Source organism: Komagataeibacter rhaeticus (genome assembly GCF_003207855.1).
GTDB lineage: Bacteria > Pseudomonadota > Alphaproteobacteria > Acetobacterales > Acetobacteraceae > Komagataeibacter > Komagataeibacter rhaeticus.
This window is the reverse complement of record NZ_NKTZ01000008.1, coordinates 55,825-82,479: the sequence shown is the minus strand read 5'-3', so window position 1 is coordinate 82,479 and position 26,655 is coordinate 55,825. Positions and strand designations below refer to the sequence as shown.

General features: G+C 65.3%; 29 protein-coding genes. 13 read left to right on the top strand and 16 right to left on the bottom strand.

Translation table 11 applies throughout. The features are described from left to right. Window positions 1–13: 13 nt before the first annotated feature. Window positions 14–964 (top strand): protein translocase subunit SecF, encoded by a 951-nt coding sequence (gene secF / locus CFR78_RS09830; protein WP_034931664.1) that lies wholly within the window; start codon window positions 14–16, stop codon window positions 962–964. Between the two features lie 60 nt (window positions 965–1,024). Here the strand turns inward: secF and CFR78_RS09825 are convergent, their stop codons facing one another. Further along, window positions 1,025–1,522 (bottom strand): hypothetical protein, encoded by a 498-nt coding sequence (locus CFR78_RS09825; protein WP_034931584.1) that lies wholly within the window; start codon window positions 1,520–1,522, stop codon window positions 1,025–1,027. Window positions 1,523–1,652: 130 nt separating this feature from the next. Beyond that, a complete protein-coding gene (gene mscL, locus CFR78_RS09820) occupies window positions 1,653–2,165 on the bottom strand; it encodes a large conductance mechanosensitive channel protein MscL (RefSeq protein WP_110581102.1) in 513 nt (170 codons plus the stop codon). 254 nt (window positions 2,166–2,419) lie between these two features. On the opposite strand from mscL, the gene rpmE reads away from it, so the two are divergent. The 3 genes from rpmE to CFR78_RS09805 all read left to right on the top strand — a co-directional run bounded on the left by rpmE (window position 2,420) and on the right by CFR78_RS09805 (window position 4,248). After that, window positions 2,420–2,650: a 50S ribosomal protein L31 gene (rpmE, locus tag CFR78_RS09815; RefSeq protein WP_034931579.1), complete on the top strand. Its 231-nt coding sequence runs from the start codon at window positions 2,420–2,422 to the stop codon at window positions 2,648–2,650. Between the two features lie 193 nt (window positions 2,651–2,843). Then, entirely contained in the window at window positions 2,844–3,407 is a 564-nt protein-coding gene (locus tag CFR78_RS09810; RefSeq protein WP_007399324.1) for an Hsp20 family protein, read from the top strand. Window positions 3,408–3,660: 253 nt separating this feature from the next. Next, a complete protein-coding gene (locus CFR78_RS09805) occupies window positions 3,661–4,248 on the top strand; it encodes a DUF1013 domain-containing protein (protein ID WP_007399322.1) in 588 nt (195 codons plus the stop codon). Between the two features lie 43 nt (window positions 4,249–4,291). Here the strand turns inward: CFR78_RS09805 and CFR78_RS09800 are convergent, their stop codons facing one another. Beyond that, the gene (locus CFR78_RS09800) at window positions 4,292–4,462 is read right to left on the bottom strand and encodes a YdcH family protein (protein WP_083824484.1); all 171 of its coding nucleotides are present in this window, start codon (window positions 4,460–4,462) and stop codon (window positions 4,292–4,294) included. Window positions 4,463–4,624: 162 nt separating this feature from the next. Between CFR78_RS09800 and CFR78_RS09795 the strand changes: the two genes are divergently transcribed. The 3 genes from CFR78_RS09795 (at window position 4,625) to CFR78_RS09785 (ending at window position 6,510) form a co-directional block, all read left to right on the top strand. After that, window positions 4,625–4,825, top strand: coding sequence for a YdcH family protein (locus tag CFR78_RS09795; protein WP_007399319.1), 201 nt, complete (start codon window positions 4,625–4,627; stop codon window positions 4,823–4,825). An 81-nt stretch (window positions 4,826–4,906) separates the two neighbouring features. Next, window positions 4,907–5,365 carry a 5-(carboxyamino)imidazole ribonucleotide mutase gene (purE, locus tag CFR78_RS09790; RefSeq protein ID WP_034931662.1) on the top strand — a complete coding sequence of 153 codons (459 nt, stop codon included), beginning with the start codon at window positions 4,907–4,909 and terminating at the stop codon, window positions 5,363–5,365. Beyond that, window positions 5,362–6,510: a 5-(carboxyamino)imidazole ribonucleotide synthase gene (locus CFR78_RS09785; RefSeq protein ID WP_034931576.1), complete on the top strand. Its 1,149-nt coding sequence runs from the start codon at window positions 5,362–5,364 to the stop codon at window positions 6,508–6,510. Before purE ends, CFR78_RS09785 begins: the two co-directional genes overlap by 4 nt. A gap of 5 nt (window positions 6,511–6,515) precedes the next feature. On the opposite strand, the gene CFR78_RS09780 is transcribed toward CFR78_RS09785, so the two are convergent. Next, window positions 6,516–7,187 carry a JAB domain-containing protein gene (locus tag CFR78_RS09780; protein WP_007399316.1) on the bottom strand — a complete coding sequence of 224 codons (672 nt, stop codon included), beginning with the start codon at window positions 7,185–7,187 and terminating at the stop codon, window positions 6,516–6,518. Window positions 7,188–7,270: 83 nt separating this feature from the next. Here CFR78_RS09780 and CFR78_RS09775 point away from each other — a divergent pair, with 83 nt between their 5' ends. Next, window positions 7,271–7,963 carry an HAD hydrolase-like protein gene (locus tag CFR78_RS09775; RefSeq protein WP_007399315.1) on the top strand — a complete coding sequence of 231 codons (693 nt, stop codon included), beginning with the start codon at window positions 7,271–7,273 and terminating at the stop codon, window positions 7,961–7,963. Window positions 7,964–8,068: 105 nt separating this feature from the next. Here the strand turns inward: CFR78_RS09775 and CFR78_RS09770 are convergent, their stop codons facing one another. Further along, on the bottom strand, window positions 8,069–8,746 hold the full coding sequence (locus CFR78_RS09770) for a JAB domain-containing protein (protein ID WP_223846629.1): 678 nt from the start codon (window positions 8,744–8,746) through the stop codon (window positions 8,069–8,071). Window positions 8,747–8,852: 106 nt separating this feature from the next. Between CFR78_RS09770 and CFR78_RS09765 the strand changes: the two genes are divergently transcribed. The 5 genes from CFR78_RS09765 to CFR78_RS09745 all read left to right on the top strand — a co-directional run bounded on the left by CFR78_RS09765 (window position 8,853) and on the right by CFR78_RS09745 (window position 15,483). After that, window positions 8,853–11,066: an ATP-dependent helicase gene (locus CFR78_RS09765; protein ID WP_034931573.1), complete on the top strand. Its 2,214-nt coding sequence runs from the start codon at window positions 8,853–8,855 to the stop codon at window positions 11,064–11,066. Then, the gene (locus CFR78_RS09760; RefSeq protein WP_034931571.1) at window positions 11,067–11,969 is read left to right on the top strand and encodes a 50S ribosomal protein L11 methyltransferase; all 903 of its coding nucleotides are present in this window, start codon (window positions 11,067–11,069) and stop codon (window positions 11,967–11,969) included. Further along, a complete protein-coding gene (locus CFR78_RS09755) occupies window positions 11,962–12,480 on the top strand; it encodes a GNAT family N-acetyltransferase (RefSeq protein WP_034931568.1) in 519 nt (172 codons plus the stop codon). Before CFR78_RS09760 ends, CFR78_RS09755 begins: the two co-directional genes overlap by 8 nt. 29 nt (window positions 12,481–12,509) lie before the next feature. Beyond that, entirely contained in the window at window positions 12,510–14,282 is a 1,773-nt protein-coding gene (locus CFR78_RS09750) for an aminopeptidase P family protein (protein ID WP_034931658.1), read from the top strand. Window positions 14,283–14,454: 172 nt separating this feature from the next. After that, window positions 14,455–15,483 carry an isocitrate/isopropylmalate dehydrogenase family protein gene (locus CFR78_RS09745; protein WP_007399307.1) on the top strand — a complete coding sequence of 343 codons (1,029 nt, stop codon included), beginning with the start codon at window positions 14,455–14,457 and terminating at the stop codon, window positions 15,481–15,483. 195 nt (window positions 15,484–15,678) lie between these two features. Here the strand turns inward: CFR78_RS09745 and uraH are convergent, their stop codons facing one another. The 11 genes from uraH to xdhC form a co-directional block, all read right to left on the bottom strand. Further along, the gene (gene uraH, locus CFR78_RS09735) at window positions 15,679–16,035 is read right to left on the bottom strand and encodes a hydroxyisourate hydrolase (RefSeq protein ID WP_007399306.1); all 357 of its coding nucleotides are present in this window, start codon (window positions 16,033–16,035) and stop codon (window positions 15,679–15,681) included. Further along, complete coding sequence (gene uraD, locus CFR78_RS09730) at window positions 16,032–16,559, bottom strand: 2-oxo-4-hydroxy-4-carboxy-5-ureidoimidazoline decarboxylase (protein WP_034931565.1); 528 nt, start codon at window positions 16,557–16,559, stop codon at window positions 16,032–16,034. The genes uraH and uraD overlap by 4 nt, the downstream gene beginning before the upstream one ends. Then, window positions 16,556–17,467, bottom strand: a complete 912-nt coding sequence (puuE, locus tag CFR78_RS09725) for an allantoinase PuuE (RefSeq protein WP_034931563.1) — start codon at window positions 17,465–17,467, stop codon at window positions 16,556–16,558. Before puuE ends, uraD begins: the two co-directional genes overlap by 4 nt. Window positions 17,468–17,487: 20 nt before the next feature. Then, entirely contained in the window at window positions 17,488–18,717 is a 1,230-nt protein-coding gene (locus tag CFR78_RS09720) for a pyridoxal-phosphate-dependent aminotransferase family protein (RefSeq protein WP_007399303.1), read from the bottom strand. After that, the gene (locus CFR78_RS09715) at window positions 18,714–19,985 is read right to left on the bottom strand and encodes an allantoate amidohydrolase (protein WP_034931655.1); all 1,272 of its coding nucleotides are present in this window, start codon (window positions 19,983–19,985) and stop codon (window positions 18,714–18,716) included. The genes CFR78_RS09720 and CFR78_RS09715 overlap by 4 nt, the downstream gene beginning before the upstream one ends. Continuing rightward, window positions 19,979–21,571, bottom strand: coding sequence for a gamma-glutamyltransferase family protein (locus tag CFR78_RS09710; RefSeq protein WP_034931561.1), 1,593 nt, complete (start codon window positions 21,569–21,571; stop codon window positions 19,979–19,981). Before CFR78_RS09710 ends, CFR78_RS09715 begins: the two co-directional genes overlap by 7 nt. Continuing rightward, window positions 21,571–22,944 carry an AtzE family amidohydrolase gene (locus CFR78_RS09705; protein WP_034931560.1) on the bottom strand — a complete coding sequence of 458 codons (1,374 nt, stop codon included), beginning with the start codon at window positions 22,942–22,944 and terminating at the stop codon, window positions 21,571–21,573. The genes CFR78_RS09710 and CFR78_RS09705 overlap by 1 nt, the downstream gene beginning before the upstream one ends. Next, the gene (locus CFR78_RS09700) at window positions 22,941–23,174 is read right to left on the bottom strand and encodes a DUF4089 domain-containing protein (protein WP_007399299.1); all 234 of its coding nucleotides are present in this window, start codon (window positions 23,172–23,174) and stop codon (window positions 22,941–22,943) included. Before CFR78_RS09700 ends, CFR78_RS09705 begins: the two co-directional genes overlap by 4 nt. A 42-nt stretch (window positions 23,175–23,216) precedes the next feature. Next, complete coding sequence (locus CFR78_RS09695; RefSeq protein ID WP_007399298.1) at window positions 23,217–24,674, bottom strand: NAD(P)-binding domain-containing protein; 1,458 nt, start codon at window positions 24,672–24,674, stop codon at window positions 23,217–23,219. 171 nt (window positions 24,675–24,845) lie between these two features. After that, on the bottom strand, window positions 24,846–25,802 hold the full coding sequence (locus tag CFR78_RS09690; protein WP_007399297.1) for a LysR family transcriptional regulator: 957 nt from the start codon (window positions 25,800–25,802) through the stop codon (window positions 24,846–24,848). Window positions 25,803–25,821: 19 nt separating this feature from the next. Then, the gene (xdhC, locus tag CFR78_RS09685) at window positions 25,822–26,655 is read right to left on the bottom strand and encodes a xanthine dehydrogenase accessory protein XdhC (protein ID WP_034931557.1); all 834 of its coding nucleotides are present in this window, start codon (window positions 26,653–26,655) and stop codon (window positions 25,822–25,824) included.

Genomic DNA, 26,655 nt, shown 5'->3' with positions numbered 1-26,655 from the left:
GGCGCGCCGCATGATGTTTGACCGTCCCCTCCTTCGGTTCGTGCCGCGCGGCACGAAAATCAACTTCATGCGTGGCCGGTTCATCGGCCTCGCCACATCGGCCGTGCTGTCCATCGCCTCGCTGATCCTGTTCTTCCACCCCGGCCTGACGCTGGGGCTGGATTTCCGCGGCGGGATCGTGGTCGAAGCCCGCACGCAGGGCCCGGCGGATTTCAACACCATCCGCGCGGCCCTGAACGCCCAGCATGTCAATGCCGCCGGCGTGCAGTCCTTTGGCGGGCCGGATGACGTGCTGATCCGCCTTGATACCCCCCCTGACAGCGAACCCGACCACGAGGCCCGCACGCAGGCCATGGTCGATTCCGTGCGCCACGCCATTGCCACCCTGCCCGGCGCGCAGGTGCTGCGGGCGGATGCGGTGGGGGCTTCGGTATCAAGGGAACTGTTCCGCAACGGCATGCTGGCGCTGGGCATCAGCCTGCTCATGATCCTGGCCTATATCTGGTTCCGTTTTGAATGGGAGTTCGCGGTCAGTGCGGTGGTGACGCTGGTGCTGGACCTGACCAAGGCGATTGGCTTCCTGGTCGTCACGCATTTCGAGTTCGACCTGGTGATGGTGGCCGCCATCCTGACCATTCTGGGCTATTCCACCAATGACAAGGTGGTGGTGTATGACCGCGTGCGCGAGAACCTGCGCAAATACCGCACCATGCCGCTTGCCGAACTGATTGACCTGTCCATCAACGAAACACTCAGCCGCACGCTGGGCACGTCGTGCACCGTGTTCCTGGCGGCGCTTCCTCTGGCGCTGTTTGGTGGCGCCAGCCTGTCGGGCTTTGCATGGGTGATGCTGTTCGGGATCGTGGTCGGCACGTCCTCATCCATCTTCATCGCCGCCCCCCTGCTGCTGCTGATGGGGGAAAAACGGCTGCGGCGTGACGCCCGGCCGCCCGCGCGCACCTGAAGCCAGGGGCGCGGGCCAGACCACACGGTCATGACCCGCGCGATTCCTTATCGCGCCACGTTATCTGTGGGCAGGTCCGTCCGGCTGTGGCGGCACCTGCCCATTTGCGTTGGGCGCACTGGCGCCGGATGCACTGGCGCCAGGGGCACTGCCGCTGGAGCCGAATAACGGCACACCGGGAAGGCAGCGCGCGGGCGTGCCGCCCCCCAGCGTGGACGGATCGACCTGATTGGTGCAGGCCAGCATGATCTCGATCGCCTGCTGCCCCCTGCGCCGCGCGGCATGCGAGGGATGGCTCAGCGCCTCAAGCAGCATGTGCTTGCCATATTTGAGCGAGGTGGCCATGTCATATACCTGCTGCCCCGACAGGCCGCCATCCTGCAGGCGGCTGACAAGCCCCCCTTCCGCCATGAAATAGGATGTCACCAGCAGGTAGTCCTGTGCGGAAGGCGGCAGGTGGGCCATGTCGCGTCCGGGCGTTGCATGACAGCCGGACAGCAGCCCCCCGGCCAGTAACGCCAGCAGGCCCGCGCGTATATGTCGTTTGAAATCAGTCATGAAACAGCCCCCCAATACGGGGGGATATTGGGCAGTTCGGACAGGGGGCACAAGACCGGCCGGCCGGCACGCACAAAAAACGGGCACCCTTCCGGGTGCCCGCCATGCCGTTCCAGCATGTTGAACGCGTTCAGCCCTTCGGCGTGGTCGCGCCCTTCTGTGCGGCTTCGGCCTTGAGTACATCAAGGATATCCTGCAGCAGCACCTCGTTGCGCGGCGGTGCCGGGGGGGTGGCAGGCTTCTCGGCCTCTTTCTTCACGGTCAGGCGGTTGATCACCTTCACGACCCAGAAAATCACGAAACCGATGATGATGAACTGGATCACCGCATTGAGGAACAGCCCGACATTGAGCGTGACCGCCCCGACCTTCTGCGCATCGGCCAGGGTGGCAAGATGCGGGCCGCGCAGGGTAACGAACAGGTTGGTGAAATCGATGCCACCGATCAAAAGCCCCAGGATGGGGGTAAAGATATCCTTGACCAGACTGTTCACGATGGCGGTGAACGCCGCACCCACGATCACACCGACCGCCAGGTCCACCACATTGCCGCGCATGAGGAATGCCCGGAATTCCCCCAGCCAGCCCGGTACATGAATATCCTTTACGTGCAGTTCGGGCACATGGTCCGGCAGTTTTGCCATGAAGGCCAATCCTTTAATTTGATGGAGATGACCTATCTCTAGCAACAACCCGCCGCCATGACGACCATATATTGCCATATACCCTGTTCGCGTGCCCGTTCGTGATGCAATGCGGTAACACCCCTGCCCCACGGGGGGCCATGGCGGCTTTTGTGGCCATGGGGTGTTGATCTTGGCGGCCCTTGTCGTCTATACGCCTGCCGATACATCGCCCCCGGTCGGCATCGGTGGGCCCAGCGCGAAAGTTGTTTGAAATGAAATCCGGCATCCACCCCGACTATCACGAGATCACCGTCATCATGACCGATGGCACCGAGTACCAGACCCGTTCCTGCTACGGCAAGCCGGGCGATACGCTGCGCCTGGACATCGATCCGAAGTCCCACCCCGCCTGGACCGGCGTGCAGCGCATGATGGACACCGGGGGCCAGGTGGCCAAGTTCAACAAGAAGTTCGGCGCGCTGGGGCAGCGCAAGAAGGGCTGATTGCCCCCTGCCTTACACTTCATGAAGTCATGACTGCGGGAAATGCCCGGTCCCTTGAACGGGGGGCCGGGCATTCCCATGTCTGGAATGCGCCGGACGCCCAAGCGGGTCCATGCGCATCACCCGGAAATGGCGGCCCGCTCGACGCAGGGGCCGCATCACAGCAGACCTTGCTTCATGGAGGTTACAGAACATGGCTTACGATTTCGCGCCGCTGTTCCGCAGCGCCATAGGATTTGACCGTCTGGCCCAGCTTGTCGATACGGCGGCCCAGAACCCGGTCAGCCCGTCCTACCCCCCCTATAACATCGAAAAACTGTCCGATGCCCAGTATGCCCTGACCATGGCGGTGGCGGGTTTTGGCCCGGATGACATCGAACTGACCGTGCAGGACAACACGCTGATCGTGTCCGGTCGCGTGGGAGATGCCCCGGCACAGGGCCGGGAAATGCTCTATCGTGGCATCGCCACCCGTGCGTTCGAACGCCGCTTCGTGCTGGCTGACCATGTGGTGGTGGAAAACGCCGACCTGACCAACGGCCTGCTTCGCATCGCCGTCCGCCAGATCGTGCCCGAAGCGCTCAAGCCGCGGCGCATTCCCATCTCGTCGGGGCATGCCATGGCAGCCGACACGGCCCGGCCCGAACCCGCCCCGGCCGGCAGCCCCGAACCGGACAGCGCGCAAAGCCTGCCCCCGGTCGTTGCGGCCCATGCCACGGCACCGGCCCCACAGCATGCGGGATGCTGCGCGGCATAAGGGCCGGCACCCACGATCCGGCGCAGGGGCGGGCCAATGGTCCGCCCCTGTTTTTTATTGATGAGAAACATTCCGGGCGCGCGGATTGAAGTCTTGACCTTTGCCACCCGCAACCTTCATATCACTGCCACGAGTGTTTTCTGTTTCTGGCGCGCCAGCAGGTACGCACGGTTCCCACGCGGATAGGGAACCGTTCCGAACACCCTTTCAGGTGCCTGCGTGTGGCGCCACACGCTGTAGGACCTGATTGATAATGACTGCCCTGCCCCTGATGCCCAAGGCAACCGCCGTGTGGCTTATTGAAAAGACGGCGCTGACCTTTACCCAGATTGCCGAATTCTGCGGAATGCACCCCCTTGAGGTCCAGGCGATTGCCGATGGCGAAGTGGCACAGGGAATCGTGGGCTACGACCCCATTGCCAACCACCAGCTGACCCAGGCGGAAATCACCCGCTGCGAAAAGGACCCCGAGGCACGGCTGAAGATCCTGCCGCCGGCCAATCCGATCAACCGCCGTTCCAAGGGCGCGCGCTATACGCCGGTGGCCAAGCGCAACGACCGCCCGGATGCGATTGCCTTCATCCTGCGCAATTTCCCGCAACTGTCCGAACAGCAGACCAGCAAGCTGCTGGGCACCACCAAGGACACGATTGAAAAGGTACGCAGCAAGCAGCACTGGAACAGCGCCAACATCAAGCCGCGCGACCCGGTCACGCTGGGGCTGTGCAGCCAGACCGACCTGAACGCCATGGTGCTGGCCGCCAACGAGCGTCTGGCACGCGAAGGGCAGGCCGTGCCCCAGCCGCTGGAACTTGATGACGAGGACGACCACGCCATCTGATCCCTTTCCGCCGCACCCGCACGGGTGCGGCGGATACCGGGGTTCAGCCCAGCCGGGCCAGGCGTTCGATTTCTTCCTTTACGCGCAGTTTCTCAAGCTTGAGGCGGCGTAGGGCGCCCTCATCGGGCAAGGGCCTGCGATCCTCGTCAAAGATACGGGCATCGAGGCGGGCATGACGGGTCTTGAGGCTGTTGATACGTGCTTCGTACGACATGGAATCCTCCAGCGTTTCGTGCGGCAACCCGATCAGGCTAGACCAGACGCGCGGGCGAATTCCATGTTAAAATTGCAGGCCATGGCGCCTTTTCCCGGCATGTCGCCTTTTGCGGCGGATATGCTTAGGATGGTAACATGCCCACCTAACAGATGAGCCGCCATGCTGACAGATCGGGATACCCTCCTTCGCAAGCTGCACGAACTGCGCAGTGAACACCGTGATCTTGATACGGTCATAAGCCGCATGGCCCTGCAGGTAACGGACCAGTTGCAGCTGCAGAGGCTGAAAAAGCGCAAGCTCCTGCTGAAAGACGAGATTACATGGCTGGAAAGCCGCCTGATCCCGGACAGCATTGCCTGAATATCTGACGAGAGTACGCCAAACGTGACCATCCCTTCCCCCTCGCCCGCCTCCACGGCCGCCCCACGCATCGGGGTGATCATGGGCAGCCAGTCCGACTGGGAAACCATGCGCCACGCCACCGAGGTGCTGGACCGGCTGGAGGTTGCGCACGAGGTGCGCATCGTCTCCGCCCACCGCACGCCCGACCGGCTGGCCAGCTATGCCAGGTCAGCGCAGGGCCGGGGGCTTTCGGTCATCATCGCGGGCGCGGGCGGGGCGGCCCACCTGCCGGGCATGTGCGCGGCCTGGACCGCGCTGCCGGTGCTGGGGGTACCGGTCGAATCGCATGCGCTCAAGGGCATGGACAGCCTGCTTTCCATCGTGCAGATGCCCGGCGGCATTCCCGTGGGCACGCTGGCCATCGGCAGGGCCGGAGCAACCAACGCCGCCCTGCTGGCCGCGTCCATTCTGGCGCTGGCCGATCCGGAACTGGGGGACAGGCTGGCCGCGTGGCGCGCGATGCAGACGGCATCGGTCGCGGATGAGCCGACCCGATGAACAGGCTTCCCCCTGGCCGCGTGCTGGGCATTGTGGGTGGCGGCCAGCTGGGCCGCATGTCCGCCATCGCCGCCGCCCGTCTGGGCTATCGCGCTCATGTCCTGACCCCCGAGGCCGATGGCCCGGCGGCCCAGGTTTCCCATGGCGTGACCGTGGGCCGGTATGATGACCATGACGCCCTGCGCCGCTTTGCCGGTGCGGTGGATGTCATTACCTTCGAGTTCGAGAACATCAGCGCCGACGGGCTGGACCTGCTGTCCGGCATCCGGCCGGTGCATCCGGCGGGTGCGATCCTGCGCATAAGCCAGGACCGTATCGCCGAAAAAAGTTTCATGGGGGAAAACGGCGTTCCCGTTGCCCCGTGGCATGCGGTGGAAAACCGGGCCGATCTGGACCGGGCGGCGGACGCGCTGGGCTATCCCTTCATCCTCAAGACCACGCGGCTTGGCTATGATGGCAAGGGACAGGCGCGCATCCATAGTGCAGCGGAACTGGACCACGCATTCGACACGCTGCGCCCCCACCCGCTTGTGGCCGAAGGCATGGTGCGCTTCGCCTGTGAGGTCAGCGTGATGGTGGCGCGCAATGCGCGTGGCGACATCAGCACCTTTGACGTGACCGAGAACCGTCACCGCAACGGCATTCTGGACATAAGCCTGGCCCCGGCCCGCATTCCCCCCGCCCTTGCGGCGCAGGCACAGGAACTGGCGCGACGCATCGCCACGGCCCTTGGCCTGATCGGCCTGCTGGGGGTGGAGATGTTCGTGGACCATGATGGCAGCCTGCGGGTCAATGAAATTGCCCCACGCCCCCATAATTCCGGCCACTGGACCATGAATGCCTGCCCCGTGGACCAGTTCGAGATGCATGTGCGCGCGGTCACCGGCCTGCCGCTGCCGCCCGCCATCCGCCACAGCGATGCAGTGATGAAAAACCTGATCGGCCCCGACGACATGGCGCTCTGGCCCGAAATCCTGGCCGCCCCACGCCTGCTGGCCCATCATTATGGCAAGGTGGAAGCCCGGCCCGGCCGCAAGATGGGGCATGTCAACGTGCTGTTCCCCGCAGGCGGCCTGCCGGGGGAATTCGGGGTGGAGGCCGCCCTTGGCCCACTCGCCACACCACCAGCAGACGACGCGGCATAAGCCCGCTAGCCAAGCAGACCCGCCGCCCGGAAGCTGAGCGTGCGGCCATTGCCCACGATAATATGGTCATGCACCTCCACCCGCATGAGCCTGCCAAGCTGGGCAATGCGCAGGGTCATCTCGATATCCGCACCCGATGGTTCCGCCCTGCCGGCAGGGTGATTATGCGCCAGCACCAGCCTTGCCGCCCCCAGCCGCAGGGCGCGGCGCATGATCTCACGCGGGTAGACGGGGGAATGGTTGACCGTGCCGGTACCCATCAGTTCATCGGCCAGCAGGTGGAACCCTTCGTCCAGAAACAGGACACGGAACTGCTCGATCACTTCATGGCCCATGCAGGCCTGCAGATATGCCTCCAGCCCCGCCTGGCCTGACAGCACGTCCGTGCGCCGCACCCGGCCGCGATACAGCCGTAGCGCCGCCTCCCGCGCCACGGCCAACAGGGGGGGCATGACCGTGCCCCGGCCCGCCACTTCATCCAGCGCGCCCACATGCGCCGACAGCATCATTCCCGCCGAGCCAAAGCGCGCCAGCAGGTCCGCCGCCAGCCGGTCGGGGGCGGGATGCGCGGGATCAAGCGTGCGGATCAGCCGCTGTACAAAGGCATGGTCATCCGCCCGGCTGACCGTTCCCGACAGGGGAACCGGAACCGGGGCCTGCGGCCTGTGATCGGGCAAAATGCTACGTTCCCAACAATTTCAGGACAAAAGCCGCCCCGATGGTACATGATGCAGACAGAAAAGGGAGGTTATAGACCTGCATGCATTTCAACAGATCCCATACCGTACTCTTTGATCTGGACGGAACCATCGTCCGCTCCCGCGATGGCATTGTGGACTCCATTCACGCTGTCCTGCGCGACCTTGGGCATGAGCCTGACCTGTCGATCGACCTGACATGGGTGGTGGGTCCGCCGCTGGAAGAACTGATCGCCCATATCCTGGCCCATTATGGCGATGACCGGGTACACGAAGCGATGGCGCTGTACCGCAGGCATTACGAATCGGAAGGCATGCATAAAAGCCCCGTATTCGAGCATATGCGCGAGACGATCGAGACCCTGTCCGCCAAGGGCGTGCGGCTGTTCGTTGCCACGTCCAAGCCACGCCACCTGGCGCGCAGGATCCTGCACCTGCGCAACCTGGTGCAGTATTTTGATGGCCTGTCCGGCGCGCGCGCGGATGACAGCGGTGCGGAAAAACCCGAACTGATCGCCGCCGTGCTGCGTGAGCATGACATACGGCGCGAGGATGCGCTGATGATCGGCGACCGCCGCTTCGACATTAGTGGCGCCCATGCCAACCATGTCCGCGCACTGGGTGTATTGTGGGGTTATGGCACGCGCGAAGAACTGACCGAAGCCGGGGCCGATGCGCTGGTCAGCCAGCCGTCCGAACTGCTGGAGGCCATAAGCCAGCAGTTTGCCGCAGCCGAAGCCCATCCCCACAGCTAGGGAACGGTCTGGAAGATAGAAAAGTTTTTGGTGACGCTTTTTTCAAAAAGCGTCAAAGGACGCCGCTTCTTCGAAAAAAGGCGGCCCCCGAAGGCTTCTGTCATGTCAGGCCACCAGGACGGGGCGCAGGCTGACTGTCCTGCCCCCGCCCCGGATCAGGCAGTCCTGCACGTCCATCCCCATCAGGCGGGCATGATTGTACAGCATGCGCCCCCAGCGCTGGTCCGCCATGCTGCCCTGCGGCGGGGGAACCGCCGCACCCGTGTCGCGCATCGTGATAAGCGAGACGGCATGCAGTTCCAGCGCGCGGGCCAGTATGGCACGGCACATCTCGGCTGCCGCCGCCTGCGGCACCACTTCATCCGCCAGCAACTGGCCTGCTGAATCCAGATGGAACACGCGCACACCATCGGGGTCCCGGTTGGGCAGCCGGTCGCAATAGGCCAGCAATGCCGCCATGTCCGCAAACAGCACACACCCGCGCAGGTCGGCATGGGCAAGCCGCCCGGCCACCAGCGCCGGACAGGCCATGACCGCAACCCCGCGCGGCCCAAGCCCCGCCGCGCGCAGACTGGCGGGGGAGGCTTCCAGCACGGCTTCAAGACTGCCAAAATGGGCCAGAAGCGCCTTGGCCTGCGGCTTGGTGTCACGGCGGGGGATGGCGGCGAACAGCAGCACTTCCAGCAGTTCATAATCGGCCAGCGACTGCGCGCCCGCCACGCGGATGCGCTGGCGCATGCGCCCCCGGTGGCCACCCGGCCCCGTTGCAACCGGTTTTTTCATGCCCGCCCCCTTCTGCAACCGCAATTCCTCCTGTCGTGTCCCCATTTCATGGGGCACCCGATAGCATTGGTGCCCCCGCGCCGGGATTGCTATAGAAGATAACGCCATGGACAGCCTTATCCCAACCGGCCGCGCGCCGGATTACCTGAACCGACTCAATCCCGAACAGCGGGATGCGATCGAGACCACGGATGGCCCGCTGCTGGTCCTTGCCGGCGCGGGCACGGGCAAGACGCGGGTGCTGACCACGCGGTTCGCGCATATCCTGCTCTCGGGCCGGGCGCGCCCGAACCAGATTCTGGCCGTGACCTTTACCAACAAGGCCGCGCGCGAAATGCGCGAGCGCGTGAGCGCCCTGCTGGGTGAACCGGCGGAAGGTCTGTGGCTGGGCACGTTCCATGCGCTGTGCGCGCGCATGCTGCGCCGCCATGCGGAGCATGTCGGGCTGACCAGCAGCTTCACCATCCTTGATACCGATGACCAGCTCCGCCTGCTCAAGCAGGTGCTCGAACCCTACCGCATCGACACCAAGCGCTGGCCGCCACAGGCCATAATGGGCGTGATCCAGCGCTGGAAGGACCGTGGGCTGGTGCCCGACGCCATCACGGCGGCTGAGGATACCGACTTCGCCAATGGCCGCTGTGCCGAGATCTATACCGACTACCAGCAGCGCCTGAAGCAGATCAACGCCTGCGATTTTGGCGACCTTATGCTGCATATGACGGAAATCCTGCGCAGGCACCCCGATGTACTGGCGCAGTACCACCGTTTTTTCCGCTACATTCTGGTGGACGAATATCAGGACACCAACACCATCCAGTACCTGTGGCTGCGCCTGCTGGCCCATCGGGACGGGCAGCCATCGAACATCTGCTGCGTGGGCGATGATGACCAGTCCATCTATTCCTGGCGCGGGGCGGAAGTGGAAAACATCCTGCGCTTCGAACGCGACTTCCCCGGCGCGCGCGTGGTGCGGCTGGAACGCAATTACCGCTCCACCCGCCAGATCCTGGGCGCGGCGTCGGGCCTGATCGCCCATAACGAGGAACGGCTGGGCAAGACGCTCCACCCCGGCCGCGAGGATGCGGAAGGCGAGAAGGTGCGCGTGATTTCCGTACAGGACTCGGACGACGAGGCCCGCATGGTCGGCGCCGAGGTCGAACGCCTGCGCGCCGATGGCCACCCGATGGCCGAAATCGCGATCCTTGTCCGCGCCGGTTTCCAGACCCGCGCGTTCGAGGAACGGCTGATCACGCTGGGCCTGCCCTACCGCGTGGTGGGCGGCCTGCGCTTTTACGAACGCGCCGAGATCCGTGACGCCATTGCCTATATGCGCGTGGTCAACCAGCCATCCGATGACCTGGCGTTCGAGCGCATCATCAACGTGCCCCGCCGGGGCGTGGGCACCACGGGCCTGCAGAAAATGCACATGCACGCGCGCGCGCGCCAGATGCCGCTGACCGCGGCCGTGCTGGAAATGCTGGCGGCGGGCGAGATCAGGGGCCGGGCGAAGGACCAGCTTGCGGCCCTGATGCGCAGCATCGCCACCACGCGCGAGATGCTGGGGCGCGAGGGGCATGTCGTCGCCATTGACCACCTGCTGGAGGACAGCGGGTATATCGACATGTGGAAGGCCGACAAGTCCCCCGATGCGCCGGGGCGGCTGGAAAACCTGAAGGAACTGGTCCGCTCGCTGGCGGATTACGAAAACCTCAGCGGTTTCCTTGAACATGTCGCCCTTGTCATGGATGCCGAGGACAGGTCCGGCGCCGACAGCATGAGCATCATGACCCTGCACGGCGCCAAGGGGCTGGAATTCGATACCGTGTTCCTGCCGGGATGGGAGGAAGGGGTCTTCCCGTCCCAGCGCACGCTGGATGAAGGCGGGCTGAAGGGGCTGGAGGAAGAACGCCGCCTGGCCTATGTCGGCATTACGCGCGCGCGGAAATTGGCCATCATCAGCCACGCCGCCAACCGCCGCATATACGGCAACTGGCAGTCCGCCATTCCCAGCCGCTTTGTGGAAGAACTGCCCGCCGAGCATGTCGAGACACGCGGCGATACCGCCAACAGCCGGCGTGCCTTCCCTGGCCGCCCCGCCGTGTTTGGCAGCACGCCCTTTCCACTCATGGCCACGCGGCGCGTACATGACGTGACACCCCCCACCGCCGCGCGGTCGGGCATGAATGTGGGGGTGCGTGTGTTCCACCAGAAATTCGGCTACGGCACCATTACCTCGGTCGAGGGAAACCGGCTGGAAGTCGCGTTTGAAAAAGCAGGCCCCAAGCGGGTGATCGATACATTTGTTGAGCAGGTATAAATGAGCCTTTCCCCCCGGCGTCACGCCACAGAACTGGAAACCATATCGGTCACGGTACCGCCGGATGCGGTGGAAGCCTATGAATCCGCCCTTTCCACCGTATGCGCCACCATCGGCATTTTTGAAGTGGACGACAGCCAGACGCTGTGGCGGGTGGAAGGTGTGAAGGACATCGGCAGCGGCGAGGACGAACTGCGCGCGGGCCTGATCATGGCAGCCCTTGCCACCGGCGTGGATGCCGAACTCGACCGCACCCATACCGAGGCCGAAGGCTGGCTGGCGCGCACCTACGAATCCTTCCCCGAGCAGCTTGCAGGTCAGCGCTTCGCCATCCGTGGCACGCATCTGGACGATGCGCCCAACCCGCAGCGCATCACCATCACGCTGGATGCCGGGGTCGCCTTCGGCTCGGGCGAGCACGGGTCCACGCGCGGCTGCCTGCGCGCACTGGAAATGGTGGCCTGTCGCAGGCCACGCCGTATCCTTGACCTTGGCTGCGGCTCGGGCATCCTGGCCATGGCGGCGGCCGCCCTGCTGCATACGCCGGTGCTGGCCACCGATATCGATCCGTGGTCCGTGCGCGTGACCCGGCGCAATGCCGCCATGAACGGGCTGGGCAACCTTATCTCGTGCCATCTGGGCAATGGCTGGGCCACGCCCGCCATCCGCCACCATGCGCCCTATGACCTGGTATTCGCCAATATCCTGGCCCGCCCGCTCTGCGCCATGGCGGCCGATCTGGCCCGTAACCTGCTGCCCGGTGGCACCGCCATTCTGGCGGGGCTGCTCAACACACAGGTCCGCATGGTGCTGGCCGCCCACCGCCGCCATGGGCTGGTGCTGGAACGCCACCTGCGTGAAGGGGACTGGGGCACGCTGATCCTGCGCAAGCCCCATGGCTGATACGCCTGATCTCCTGATCCGCGATGCCACGGACGCGGACATTCCGGCCATTGTCGAAATCGTGAATCACGCCATCCGCAACAGCACGTCCATGTGGGAGACGCACGAGACCGACATCGCCACCCGGCTGGAATGGCTGCATTCCAGTCAGGCCAGCGGCTTCCCCGTCCTGGTGGCGCAGACGCCCGATGGCCATGTGGCGGGCTACAGCAGCTGGAAGACGTTCCGCCCCTTTTCAGGCTACCGGCATACGGTCGAACACTCGCTGTACATCTCCCCGGCGTACAAGCGCCAGGGCATTGGCAGCGCCCTGCTGCAGGCATTGCTGGACCGGGCAAGGGAGGCCGATGTGCATGTCATGATAGCGGGCATCACCTCCACCAATATCGCATCGCGCCGGCTGCATGAGCGCTTTGGCTTCCAGCACGGTGGCCTGCTGCCCGAATGCGGCACGAAATACGGAAGGTGGATGGACCTGCTGTTCCTCTACCGCATCATGTCCCCCGCCTGATCTTTCACCCCCGACCAAGGATGGTTCCCATGCCCCCTGCCCCCAACCGAGCCAGCGCACTGCGTGCCGTTCTCAGCCAGATGGGCGTTGACGGTTTTATCCTGCCCCGTGGGGATGAACACCTGGGCGAATATGTCGCCCCCTGTGCCGAACGGCTGGCATGGCTGACCGGCTTTACCGGCAGTGCCGGCATGGCCGCCATCCTGCCCGACCGCGCCGCCGTGTTTTCCGACGGGCGCTACATCACCCAGATGGACCAGCAGGTGGATGCTGGCGTGTGGGAACGGCTGCATATCCGTGAAACCCCGCCACCCGCATGGCTGGCGGCCCATGGTGCCAGCCTGCGCATCGGTTATGACCCGCGCCTGATTGGTGAAAGCGCGCTGCGCCCCTTCAGCGACGCGGGGCTGGCACTGGTTGCCCTGCCCGCCAACCCGGTGGACCGGATCTGGACCGACCGTCCCGCCGCCCCCTGCACGCCCTGCGTGCCGCAGCCCGAAGACCTGGCGGGACAGTCCAGCCACGACAAGCGCGCGGCCCTTGCGGCCAGCCTGCGCGGTGCCGGTGACAGCGCGCTGGTGCTGAGTGACCCGGCCTCCATCGCATGGCTGCTCAACATCCGGGGGCAGGACGTGCCCTACACCCCGCTCAGCCTGTCTTTTGCCATCGTGCATGACACCGGGCATGTCACGCTGCTGATCGACCCGGCCAAGCTGTCCGGTCCCACGCGCGCGTGGCTGGGGCCGGACGTGACCCTGCTGCCCCCCGATGCGCTGGAAGAGACCCTGCGTGCCCTGGCGCCCGCGCGCGTGCAGGTGGACCCGACCGGCAACGCCATCTGGTTCATCCAGACACTGGTGGATGCGGGGGCCACCGTCATCCGCAAGGAAAATCCGTGCGTGCTGCCCAAGGCGATCAAGAACCCGACCGAACAGGAGGGCAGCCGCCACGCCCACCTGCTGGATGGCGTGGCCATATGCCGCTTCCTGCACTGGCTGGAGGGGAACGCAACCCGTACCACGGAACTGGAGGCGGCAGACCGGCTTGACCGCTTCCGCGCGGCCAGCCCCGATTACCGGGGCGAGAGCTTTCCCGCCATTTCGGGTGCCGGGCCAAATGGCGCGGTCATCCACTACCGTGTCACACCTGAGACCAGCCGCGCGCTGCAGGCAAACGAAGTCTACCTGATCGACAGTGGCGGCCAATATCCCTTCGGCACGACGGACATCACCCGCACCGTCTGGACCGGTCCCGACGTGCCGGGTGCTGATATCCGCAACGCCTTCACCCGTGTCCTGCGCGGGCATATCGCGCTGGCCCGGGCGCGCTTTCCCACCGGGGTGACCGGCCATGCGCTGGACGCGCTGGCCCGTCATGCCCTGTGGGACGGGGGGCTGGACTACGACCACGGCACCGGCCACGGCATTGGCAGCTATCTGTCGGTGCATGAGGGGCCAGCGACCATCGCCCCCGTCTTCCGGCCCGTCATGCTCCGTGCCGGCATGATCCTGTCCAACGAACCGGGCTATTACCGCCCCGGCGCATTCGGCATCCGGCTGGAAAACCTGCATTTGGTACAGCCATCCCCCATTGGGGAAGCGGGGCGCACGTTCCTGGAATTCGAGGTGCTGACCCATGCCCCCTTTGACCGGCGGCTGATTGATGCAACCCTGCTGCAACCTGACGAAATTGCATGGCTGGACCGCTATCATGCGCGGGTTCTTGAAAGGATCGCCCCACAGCTTGAGAGTTCGGCACGCACATGGCTGGAAGCCGCCTGCGCGCCCCTTAACGCCGGATAATGTGACTGCAAAACCACGGCCATCGCCCCGTGGCCCGATTGTCACACGGGGCGGGGCGGCCTAGGACTTTTAACCAGTTCCGACGGGGCACCCGGCAACGAACCGGGTCCGCCAAGCCGGTGCGCATGCTGAAACGCTTTTCAGTAGCAAGCACAAAGGGAGACGTTCGAGAATGTCTACAGAAAAAACAATTCCCGCTACCCTGATTCCCGGTGATGGAATCGGGCCTGAGATTGTCCAGTCCGTTGTCGAGATCCTGGATACGGTTGGTGCGCCCTTCAAATGGGAAAAGGCCCTTGGCGGTGTCGCGGCACTTGACGCCACCGGCAGCCCGCTCCCCAAGGAAACCATCGAGAGCATCCGCCGCACCGGCCTTGCGCTGAAAGGCCCGCTGACCACCCCCGTCGGTGGCGGCTTCAAGTCCATCAACGTGACACTGCGCCAGGAGTTCGGCCTGTTTGCGAATGTCCGTCCCACAAAGACCATCGTGCCCGGCGGCCGGTTCGAGAACATCAACCTCGTCATCTTCCGCGAAAACCTTGAGGGGTATTACGCGGCGATGGAAAACTACATTCCCTATGGTGACGACCCGCATGCCATCGCCACCAGCGCGGGCTACACCACGCGCAAGGAATGCAACCGCATTGTCCGCTATGCCTTTGAATACGCGGTCAAGAACAACCGCAAGCGCGTGACCCTGGTGCACAAGGCCAACATCCTGAAGCTGCTGACCGGCCTGTTCCTGGAAGAAGGCCGCAAGGTTGCCAAGGAATATGAAGGCCGCGTGGAAGTGAACGAGCGCATCGTTGACGCCTGCGCCATGCAGCTTGTGACCGACCCGTGGCAGTATGACTGCATTGTCACCACCAACCTGTTCGGTGACATCCTGTCCGACCTGACGGCGGGCCTGGTTGGCGGCCTTGGTCTGGCGCCGGGTGCCAATATTGGCGAGAAGGCCGCCGTGTTCGAAGCCGTGCATGGCTCCGCACCCGACATTGCGGGCCAGAACAAGGCCAACCCGACCTCGCTGCTGCTGGCTGCGAACATGATGCTGGCCCATGTGGGCCGCCAGGATCTGGCTACCCGCATCGACAAGGCCATCGAGAAGGTCATCACCTCGGGCGCCGTGCGCACGGGCGATCTGGGCGGCAAGGCCAGCACGACCGACCTGACCGCAGCCCTGAAGCAGGCGCTGGTCTGATCCGGCCCTTCCCCATGGTGGCCTGACCGCCATGGGGAAGATAAAAAAGGGGCCGTGGCGCATCAAACGCCACGGCCCTTTTTGTCTATGACAGTTTTCGGGTGCTGCCTTTGTTCAGAAAGGCAGCGTTCCTTGAAGCTTTTTGAAAAAAGCTTCACCAGAAACCTTTCCCTGATTGATCGGCGTTTAAGCCGGTCAGCTTCCGCGATAGGTCGAGAACCCGTACGGCGAGACCAGAAGCGGCACATGGTAATGCCCCCCCTTTTCCCCCGCCGCTACCTGCGCCATGCCAAAGGCGATCGGCACGACATCAAGGAATGGCGGGTCGGACAGCACCACATCCTGCCCCCTGAAATAATCTGCCACCGCGAATTCCAGCCGGTAGGCCCCGGCCTGCATCGCGCCCGTCTGCTGGCCCAGTTCGGGGCAGCGGCCATCGGCATTGGTCACGCCACGGAACAGGCAGTCCTGCCCCGCCCACAGGCTGATCGCCATGCCAGCCGCAGGCCGGCCCGATACAAGGTCAAGCACATGGGTGGAAAGGGTGCTCATGCCTCCGCCTCCAGCTTTGCCAGTACATCGGTCAGGCGCAGGGCCGCAATCTTGTTGATTTCAGCCAGGGCCACCTGCTGTTCGGCAGCACTCGTGTTTTCCAGCCGGGTTTTCATGCCGTCCAGAATGCCCTGCTTGTCCGAGCGCCGCACGCAGATGATGAACGGAATGCCGAATTTGGCCTGATAGGCATCATTCAGCGCGCGAAAGGTGGTGAACTCCTCCGGCGTCAGCCGGTCCAGCCCGGCGGAAGCCTGCTCGGCGGCGGATGCCGAGGTCAGGGTCGGGTCCACCCCCATGCGCTGCGCCAGTTCGGGATGCGCGCGGATCAGGGCCAGCTTCTCACCCTCGCTTGCGTGCGCCAGTTCATGCTGCATGGCGGCCAGCAGGGCCTGCGGGTCGGCAAAGGGCGCATGGGCATACGCGCGCTGGGCAATCCAGGGGGAGTGTTCGTATATCGGGCCAAACAGTTCGACAAACCGCACGGCGGAAAGGGCATTGACCCGGTCCATCACGCCGCTCATGCCGGATGCACCTGCAGCCAGTGGCGCGCGATATCAAGCCGGGTGGCCACCCATACCTTCTCCCGCGTGGCAATATAGTCCAGAAAACGCGCCACCGCCCGCGCGCGGCCGGGACGGCCCGCAACACGGCAATGCAGGCCAACCGACATCATGCGCGGCCTGTCGGCCCCTTCCTCATACAGTTCATCGAACGTATCACGCAGGTAGTTGAAGAACTGCTCGCCCTCGGTAAAGCCGTTCAGGGCGACGAAACGCATGTCGTTCACATCCAGCGTATAGGGCACGATCAGCTGTGCGCGGCCGTTGCTGCGGTCATAATACGGCAGGTCATCGGCATAGGAATCCGCGTCATAGACAAAGCCACCCTCCTCGGCCACCAGGCGTGCGGTATTGGGGCTGGTGCGCCCCTGGTACCAGCCCAGCGGGCGTGAGCCGGTCAGCTTCGTGTGCAGCGCGATGCATTCCTGTATGTGCGCGCGCTCCACCGCTTCGGGCACATGCTGGTAATCAATCCAGCGCAACCCGTGGGAGGCGATTTCCCAGCCCGCTTCCTTCATCGCGGCCACCGCCTGCGGATTGCGCGCCATGGCGGCCGCAACCCCGAATACGGTCAGCGGCTGGTTGCGCCGGGTAAAGATGCGGTGCAGCCGCCAGAACCCGGCGCGCGAGCCGTATTCATACAGGCTTTCCATCGCAATGGCGCGTGCGCCGGGAATGGACTGCGCGCCCACCATTTCGGACAGGAACGCCTCCGACCCGCGATCACCGTGAAGGATCGAATTCTCGGCGCCCTCTTCGTAATTGATCACGAACTGGACGGCGATGCGCGCGCCGCCGGGCCATTTCGCGTCGGGCGGGTTGCCCGCATAGCCTACAAGGTCGCGCGGATAGGAAGCGGATTCAGACATGAGGGTGTGTTTCCCGGTCATCATGCACCATAAGCGGCAAGGGCTGCGTCCACCCCCGCGCCCGCGACAAAGTGGTGGCCCTCGGCACGCAGTGCGGCTTCAAGCGCGCCCAACGTGAGCAGTACCTTGGATTTTTCAGCATTATAGCCCATCGCGCCGATGCGCCAGATCCTGCCCTGCAGCGGGCCGAACGCGGTGCCGATCTCGATTTCGAAATCATTGCGCATGCGCGCCCGCACCCGCTCGCCATCCACGCTGGCGGGAATGTACACACCCGTCACGTTGGTCATGCGATGCGCATCGCTGCCAAACAGGTCCAGCCCCATGGCGCGCAGGCCCGCGCACATGGCTTTCGAGGCACTGGCATGACGGGCAAAACGGGCTTCCAGCCCTTCTTCCACCATGATGCGCGCGGCCTCGCGCGCGGCGTACAGCATGCTGGTCGCCTCGGTATGGTGGTTGAGCCGCTTTTCGGACCAGTAATCCATGATCATGGCCAGATCGAGATAGTTCGACGGGATGCGCGCACGCACGCCATCGGTCGTATCCGCGCCACGGATGCCCGCTTCCACATGCCGGCGGGCAAAGATATGCGCCGCCGCCCGGTCGGAAATGGTGATGGGGGCGGAACCCGGCGGTCCACCCATGCATTTCTGCAGGCCACCGCTGACCACATCGATCCCCCAGTGGTCGGTCGCAACCGCCATGCCCCCCAGGGTTGCCGTGGCATCGACATAGGACAGCACATCATACTCGCGGCACAGTGCCCCCACGCCATCCAGCGGCTGGGCCATGGTGGTGGAGGTATCGCCATGGATGCAGGCCAGCACCTGCGGGCGGTGGGTCTTGATCGCGCCTTCAATCTGCTCCAGCGTGGCCACTTCCCCCCACGGGATGTCCAGCGTCGCAATCTCGGCCCCGATACGGGTGGCAATTTCGGACAGCAGCAGGCCAAAGCGGCCCGCGCGGACGATCAGCAGCTTCATCCCCGGCTCGACCAGCGAGACGAGTGCCGCCTCGATGCCTGCGCGCGCCGTGCCATCGACCAGCATGGTCCAGCGGTTTTTGGTCATGAACACCCGGCGATAGAGGTCCATCGTCTGGTTCATGTATTCCGTCATCTCGGGATCGAACTGTCCCAGCATGTCGGCGGCCATGGCGCGCAGCACGCGCGGATGGGCGTTGACCGGCCCCGGCCCCATCAGGAGGCGGGCTGGCGGGTTGATCTGGCCGTAGAAGGTCTGCGTCATCCGGAATGTCTTTCAAGAAGTCCGATAAAGGTGATGAGGGCACGGAAGGCCGCATCGGTGTCGGCGGGTGTCACGGATTCGGCGGGATTGTGGCTGATCCCCCCCGCACAGCGGATGAACAGCATGGAAACCGGGGCCAGATGCGCCATGATCATCGCATCATGCCCCGCCCCGCTGACCAGCACGGGCGCGGGCGCGCCGGTCACGCTGCCAACCGCCTGTTCCATCAGTTCCGTCAGCCGTCCGTCACAGGGTGTTGCGTCAAGATCCTGCTGGAGGGTGATGTCCATCTCAAGCCCGCGCAGGGCACAGGTATGGCGGGCCGCCTTCAGGATATCCGCCACCGCCTGGTCACGCCCCGCATTGCTCCCGGCGCGGACATCAAGGCTCAGCACCACCTCCCCCGGCACCACGTTGGCGGCCCCCGGCACCACGTCCAGCGAGCCAACCGTGGCCACCAGCCCGTCCGTGCCCGCGCGCCCGATCCGCTCGGCCGCCAGGATGATGTCGGCAGCCCCCGCCAGCGCATCGCGCCGCAGCGCCATGGCCACGGTACCCGCATGGCCCGCCATGCCGCGCAGGGTGATGCGGTAGCGCTGCTGGGCGGCAATGGCGCTGACCACGCCCAGCGCGCGATCCGCCGCCTCCAGCGCGGGCCCCTGTTCGATATGGGCTTCCACATAGGCCAGAATGCCGTCCCGCCTGCGTGCGGCACGGTGCATCTGCCCGGCATCAAGGCCGAATTCCGCCAGCGCGCTGGCCAGCGTCGCCTCCCCCGCCCAGTCGGCCATGGCCGGGTCCGGGTCCTGCGGCACGCCCGCTACGGCGTGGGAAGTCAGCATGCCGGTGGGAAAGCGCGATCCTTCCTCATCACCAAACCCGATGACTTCCAGCGCGAAGGGAAAGCGTTTCCCCGCATGCGCGAAATGCGCCACCGTCTCGATCCCCAGGATCACACCCAGCATGCCGTCATAGAAACCGCCATCACGCACGCTGTCGATATGTGAGCCGAGCAGCACGGCCGGGGCATCAGGGACCAGCCCCTCATACCGCCCGACCAGGTTGCCCGCCGCGTCCATGCGCGTGGCCATGCCCGCCTGTTCCATCCACTGCGCCAGCCGTGCGCACGTTGCGCGGTAGGATGGGCCGAGATAGGGGCGGAACAGTCCGCCCTCCATATCCGAATACGGTGCCCGGCCCAGTTCGGTGCAGCGTGCGACCGCACGCTGGCCCGAGGGGGTATCAAGCCTGTCCATCAGAATTACCATGCTGCCACACATCCATCGCTACGCGGGTCGGTCGCCCCTTCCAGCAGGCCGGACGGGTGGCGCACCAGCGCCCCCGCATGCCCCATGGTGGAGGAAAACGCCTCCACCCGTTCCATCTGGTGGCCCGCCGCCTGCATGCGGGCAATCACTTCGGGGTCGAAGCGGTCCTCGTATTTCAGGCTGACGCTTGACTTCCCCCATGTCCGCCCCAGCAGCCAGCGCGGTGCCGTGACCGCCTGCTGCAATGGCACGCCATAGCGCGCGTAGCGGGTGAAGATGGCGGCTTGTGTCTGCGGCTGGCCCTCGCCCCCCATGGTGCCATAGACCATGGTGCGCCCGTCATCGAACCGGGCACCGGCGGGGTTAAGGGTATGGAAGGGCTTGCGACCGGGCTGCAGGCCGTTCCACCCCTGCGGGTCAAGCCCGAAGCTGGTGCCACGGTTCTGCCAGACCACGCCGGTGCGGGGCAGCACGATACCCGAGCCATATTCGAAATACAGGCTCTGGATCATGCTCACTGCCAGCCCGTCGGAATCGATCACGCCCAGCCAGACCGTATCGCCCGCCTGCGACTGCCATGGCCAGGGGGCGGCGTGGTCGGGGTCGATGGCGGCGGCCATGCGGTCCAGCGCCTTGCGGTCATCCAGGATGTCCTGCGCCTGCACGGTCATGTAGGCGGGATCGCCCACATGGGTATCACGGTAGCGGAAAGCCTGCTTGGTTGCTTCCACCAGACCATGCAGGTAATCGAAATCATCCACCTGCCCCGCCCGCAGGCGGTCAAACAGGGCAAGGATCAGCAGCGAGGCCACGCCCTGCGTGGGGGGGGCCATGTTATACAGGTCCGCCCCACGGATGCGGGCATGCAGCGCGGGCTGGTGGCTGGCCCGGTGCGCCTGAAGGTCCGCCAGCGTAAGCGGGCTGCCCAGATCGGCCAGGTCGGCGGCCAGTTCACGCGCCACCGTGCCACGATAGAAGCTGTCCAGCCCCTGATCCGCCAGCTGTCGCAGCGTACCGGCAAGACGGGGGTTGTGCAGGATGTCGCCCACCTGCGGCAGGCGGCCACCGGGCATGAACTGCGCGGCAAATCCGGGCACGTCACGCAGTTCGTCCGCTTTCCGCGCGGTCAGTTCGGCGGCACTTGCGGTAACGGGCGCGCCCTGTTCGGCATAGTACAGCGCATCACGCAATATGCGCCCCAGCGGCAGGCCCGGCGCCACGGCATGGCTCCATGAAAGCGCCATGTCCCAGCCGGACACGGTACCAGCCACCGTATTGGCCGCAAACGGGCCGCGCCACGGAATGGCATCCAGCCCGGCGGCACGGTAGAAGCCCACATCGGCCCGGGCGGCCGCCGCCCCGCAGGCATCTATGGTTTCCACGCGGCCATCGGGCCACATGGTCAGCCAGAAGGCATCCCCGCCAATGCCGGTCATGTGCGGATAGACCACGGCAAGAGCCGCAGCCGTGGCGACGGCGGCCTCCAGCGCGGTGCCACCGGCCTTGAGTACATCCAGTCCCGCCTGGCTGGCCAGATGATGCGGGGATGTGACCATGCCCCGGCACGAGCGCGGCGTATTGAGCATCAGCTATCCTTCCGCGCGTAACCCGCACCCAGCGGGCGGCAGGCCGCAAGACCCGCGCGCTGCAGTTCGGCCGCCACGGCAAACAGCCGGTCCTCGGCGCCGGGGGCGCCAACAAGCTGGATACCCAGCGGCATCCCCGCCACCGCCAGCGGCACGGCCAGGACGGGCAGGCCCGTCAGGCTGATCGGCTGGGTGAAAATGCCAAGATTGGCGCGGGCCGACACGCTTTTGCCATCCACGATGATGGCGGGCTGGTCGATGCGTGGCGCAACACCCACCGTGATGGGGGCCACCAGCACATCGGCCTGCGCCAGGGCTTCATGCACCCGGGCGCGGAACCAGCGACGGAAGCGCTGTGCCTGCACGAAGGTGGCGGCAGGCAGCATGGCCCCGGCCATAAGCCGCGAACGCGTTGCCGGATCATACTGCATGGAACGCAGGCGCAGGCGCGGCAGGTGCAGGTTGCCCCCTTCGGCCGCCGTGATCAGGAAGGCCGAGGCCCGCGCACGCGCGACTTCTGGCAGTTCGATCACCCTGTCACCGCCCAGATGCGCCATGACCGCATCAATGCCCGCCGCCATTTCAGGGCTGATGTTGCTGGCAAACCAGCCGCCCAGACGGGCAACACGCACCGACCCCACATCCGGCAGCGCCATCGGGCTCCGGTCCGCCATGATGGTGTAGACGGCCTGCAGGTCCTCAACCGTGGACGCCATCGGCCCGACCACGTCAAGACTGGCCACGAACGGATAGACCCCCTGCAGCGGCACCTGCCCATAGGTGGGCTTCAGCCCCCACACCCCGCAGAGCGAGGACGGCACGCGGATCGAGCCATTGGTGTCCGACCCAAGCGCGAACGGCAGCAGCCCCGCCGCGACCGAAGCCGCCGACCCGCCCGATGACCCACCGGCCAGGCATGCCGGGTCATGCGGGTTGCGGGTGGTGCCGGTATGCGCGTTTTCGGTGGAGAAGCCGTAGGCGAACTCATCCATGTTCAGCGTCGCCACCGGCACGGCACCCGCCGCGCGCAGGCGGGCCACCACGGCGGCATCCCGTGATGCGGGCAGGTTGTCACGCAGCACGATGGAGCCTGCGGTGGTCACTTCGCCCTGCACGTCAAACAGGTCTTTTACGCCAAAGGGCACGCCCGCCAGCGGGCCGGGGTCCCGCCCTGCCGCCACGGCCCTGTCCACGTCCTCCGCCTGCGCCACGGCGGCAGGGCCAAGGATGCGGGTCACGCTGTTGAAGCGGGTGTCACGTGCCTCGATATCCGCGATCACGCCCGTCACGACCGAAACCGCGCTGCGCCGTCCGGCCCGCACGTCTGCCGCAATGGCAAAGGCCGCACCGCCGGGCTGCATGTCAGCGCTCATGGCGTGTACTCATAGGCGGGTTCACACGTATCGGGCAGCGCAAATCCCGCAAGCAGATCGGCATAGCCCTGCAGCAGCACGGCATTCGCCACGACGTCGGGCAGGCTGGCGGCCGGAACGGACAGCCCGATGCCCCGCGCCATGTCGGATACGGGTGGGACCTTGCGGTCATCATGCCCCCCCGCGCCGGTACCGGGCGCGGAAGGGGAAAGGCGTGCAGCGCTGCTCATCTACTCACTATCTCCCGAATGGATAAATCTACCCGGGACGCATCATGCAACAGGTGGGTCAAGACTGACCAGTTCCTGCACGTCATAGGACAGCAGACTTTCCAGGTGCTTCTGGCCATCCGCCACATAAAGGTCACGCCCCAGCCCGTGGGCCAGGCGCTCCACGCCAAAGCGCATGCCGCTGATCGAGGCCCCCGAAAGCCCCATGCTGGGCGTGGCCGAAAAGGTGAAATTGTGAATGTTCGCAAGCATTGGCGCCAATGGGTCATCCTTGCTGCGCGGCTGGAACTGATAATTGGCGCCCAGATAGGGATAGCTTTCCAGCACCGCACTTTCCGAACCCCCGGGCGCGGTGTAACGGTCCCCCCACAGCGCCACGGATGCGGCAAACGACTTCGTTTCCGGCCGGAGCGCGAGATCGGTTGCAAAGCCGGTCCCGATGATCACGAAATCGAAGCGCATCTCGCCAGTGGGCGAATCGACCACGATCTCGTCGCCTTCCATGCGCACCGCCGTCCACGGGCAGCCGGTGCGGTAAGAGAAATTGGCATGGCGGCGGCAGCGCCAGAACGTATCCTGCGGCGGCGGCTGGTTCAGCTCGAATATCCGGCGCATGAAGCCCCAGCGCAGGTCATCGGACAGGGCGGGGTAATAGGCCAGGAAGCCGGTATTCTCCATCCACCGGTACGGGTTGATGGAGGGGATTTCCTTACGCCGCAGGCACAGCGTGACACTGCCCGCGCCCTCTTCCAGCGCGGTGGCCGCGTTATCGAAGGCGGATGCCCCCGCCCCCAGCACGCCGATGCGCTTACCCTTAAGCGCCGCGAAATCAATGGCTTCGGATGTATGGGCATAACGCGTGCGCGGCAGCCCCTCACGAATGAAATCGGGCACATTCCACGTACCACAGCCTTCAATGCCGGTGGCCAGCACCAGCTTGCGGGCATAATGCACATGCGTCGTGCCATCGGGCCGGCCAAAGGTCAGGCGCAGCAGGCCGTTTTCCCATGTAACACCCTGGAAATCATGATCATTGGCAACCGGCAGGTCCAGGATGTCGCGGTACCAGTCCAGATAGGCCTGCCACTGCCCGCGCGGGATCTTGTCCAGCTTTTCCCAGGCTTCGGCCCCGAACTGCGCCTCATACCATGAACGCGGCGTGAGCGAGGGCACGCCCAGGTCGGGCCCGGTCACGTATTTGGGCGTACGCAGCGTGATCATGCGCGCAAACGTCACCCACGGGCCTTCGCCCCCCTTCGCGGCACGATCGAAGATACGGACATTGGTGATGTTGTTGCGCTTGAGGGCAAAGGCCGTGGCAAGCCCGCCCTGCCCCGCGCCGATAATGGCGACATCCAGCACGCGCCGACCATCATGCTCGATGGCGGGAACCCATTCCCTGCGCGGGTAGCGGATGATTTCCAGATCGCGGCGCACCGCCGCGTCCAGTGCTGCAAGCCCGCCCTGTGCCCCGGTACCGGGCTGCGTGTTGGTATCCATCTGCGGGTCCCCGTCTGTTTTCAGCGTTTGATGATGCAGCCCGCATGGCGCCCCCCGGCGCCATGCGGATATCCCCCAACCGCACCATGATGGTTAAATCTAATCAAACCAGACGGTGTTCCGTCCAGTATAATGATCTGACCGTTCCGTTGCCCAAAACGCAACACAGGGTCAGACAATCCGTTCATCACCCACCCCCTGCACGCGGCGCAGTTCCTGGCGCAGTTCCTCGATCACGGTTTCCAGCAGTGGCGGCAGCCAGCGGGATTCGCGCACATAGGCGCCAAGGTCGGTCACCGCGCGGGTATCGCGCAGGGGCACATGGCACAGGCGTTCCTGCCCCGGCCGGGTCTCCAGCGCCAGGGGGGACTGGAACGCAAGCCCCGCCCCCGCCTGCACCATGCGGTTGGTCAGTTCGATCGATCCGGTATGCAGCACCACGTTCAGCCGGTCCTGCCACGGGCGCAGCATCGGTTCCATCACCCGGTAGAGCGAGAGCGTGCGCGTGGGCAGGATCAGGCGGTAGGCCACGCATTCCTCTACCGTGACCGTACGCAGCGCCGCCAGCGGATGGTCCGGCCGCACCACGGCCCCCACGGGAAAATGCGCCACCGCCACCCGCCGCAGTTCGGGATAGAGCGCCAGCGAGAACGCAATGCCCAGATCCACCCGCCCATCCTGCAGGGCGGAGACGATGGTCTTGGGCGACCCCACCTCCACATGCAGTTCAACAGTGGGAAACGCGCCCAGTATCCGCTCCAGCAGGGCGGGCATCAGCTGTCCCGCGATCCCTTCCACCGCCATGATGCGCAGCCGCCCGTCATGGCGGCCGGACAGGGCGTTGATCTGTTCTTCCGTCCGGGCGGCGTCCTGCATCACGGTCACGATATGCCGGGCCATGATGGTGCCCACGTCGGTCAGCACCATGCCCTCGGGCAGGCGGTCGAACAGCGGGGCGCCGATCTCGGCCTCCATCTGCGCCAGCTGCCGGGTCAGGGCGGACGGCGTGACATTGAGCCTGCGCGCCGCCTCACGGATGGAGCGGCATTCCCGCACGGCGTTGAAATACGAAATGCCGCGCGCATGCAGGCGCATCATGCGCGGGGTGCGGGAAAGCGGATCATTCATAAGGTCGTGTCATCCCCGTTTATCCTGTGCCCTCAGCCTGCGCCGGATGCAGGAAACGGGTCACGATTTCCGCCGCCACCAGTGCCGCGATCACGGCGGGGCGCTTGTCGCGCACGCCCCGGTCGCCTATCGGGCAGACCATGGTGGCGATCCGCGCATCGGGCAGGCCGATCTGGCGGAACCCCGCTTCAAACCGCCGGCGCTTGGTGGCCGAGCCGATCAGCCCGACATAGCGAAAATCACCCCGTTCGAGAATGGATGCAACAATCAGGCTGTCCAGCGCATGGCTCTGTGTCAGGACCAGTGCGCCGGAACCGGGGGGTGCCGTGGCCACCAGCCCTTCCCAGTCCCCATCATCATGCACCGTGACACCGGGGGGAATGGTGGGGCCGAATTCATGCGGGCGCGAATCGCACCATGCCAGCCGCAGCGGCAGGGGAGCGAGCACATGGGCCAGCGCGCGCCCCACATGCCCGGCACCAAACAGCAGGAGCAGCGGCTGGGTACGCCGCGCCTGTTCAAGCCGGGCCAGCACGTCTTCCAGTTCATCCGCGTCGGGCAGGTCAAGCGTAAGCGTGACTTCCCCGCCGCAGCACTGGCCCGAGTTACCGCCAAGGCTTATGCGTACCTCCTGCCGCGCACCACCCGTGCGCAGCAGGGCGCGGGCCTGATGGATCGCGTTCCATTCCAGATCCCCGCCACCAATCGTGCCCGACTGTTCACTGGCCGTAAGCAGCATGAAGGTCCCGGCCGCGCGCGGGGTGGAGCCACGCGCGCCAGACACGCTGACCCGTGCCACGGGCTGGCCTTCCAGCCGCCACCGCACCAGATCGGCCCGCATCTGCATGTCCAT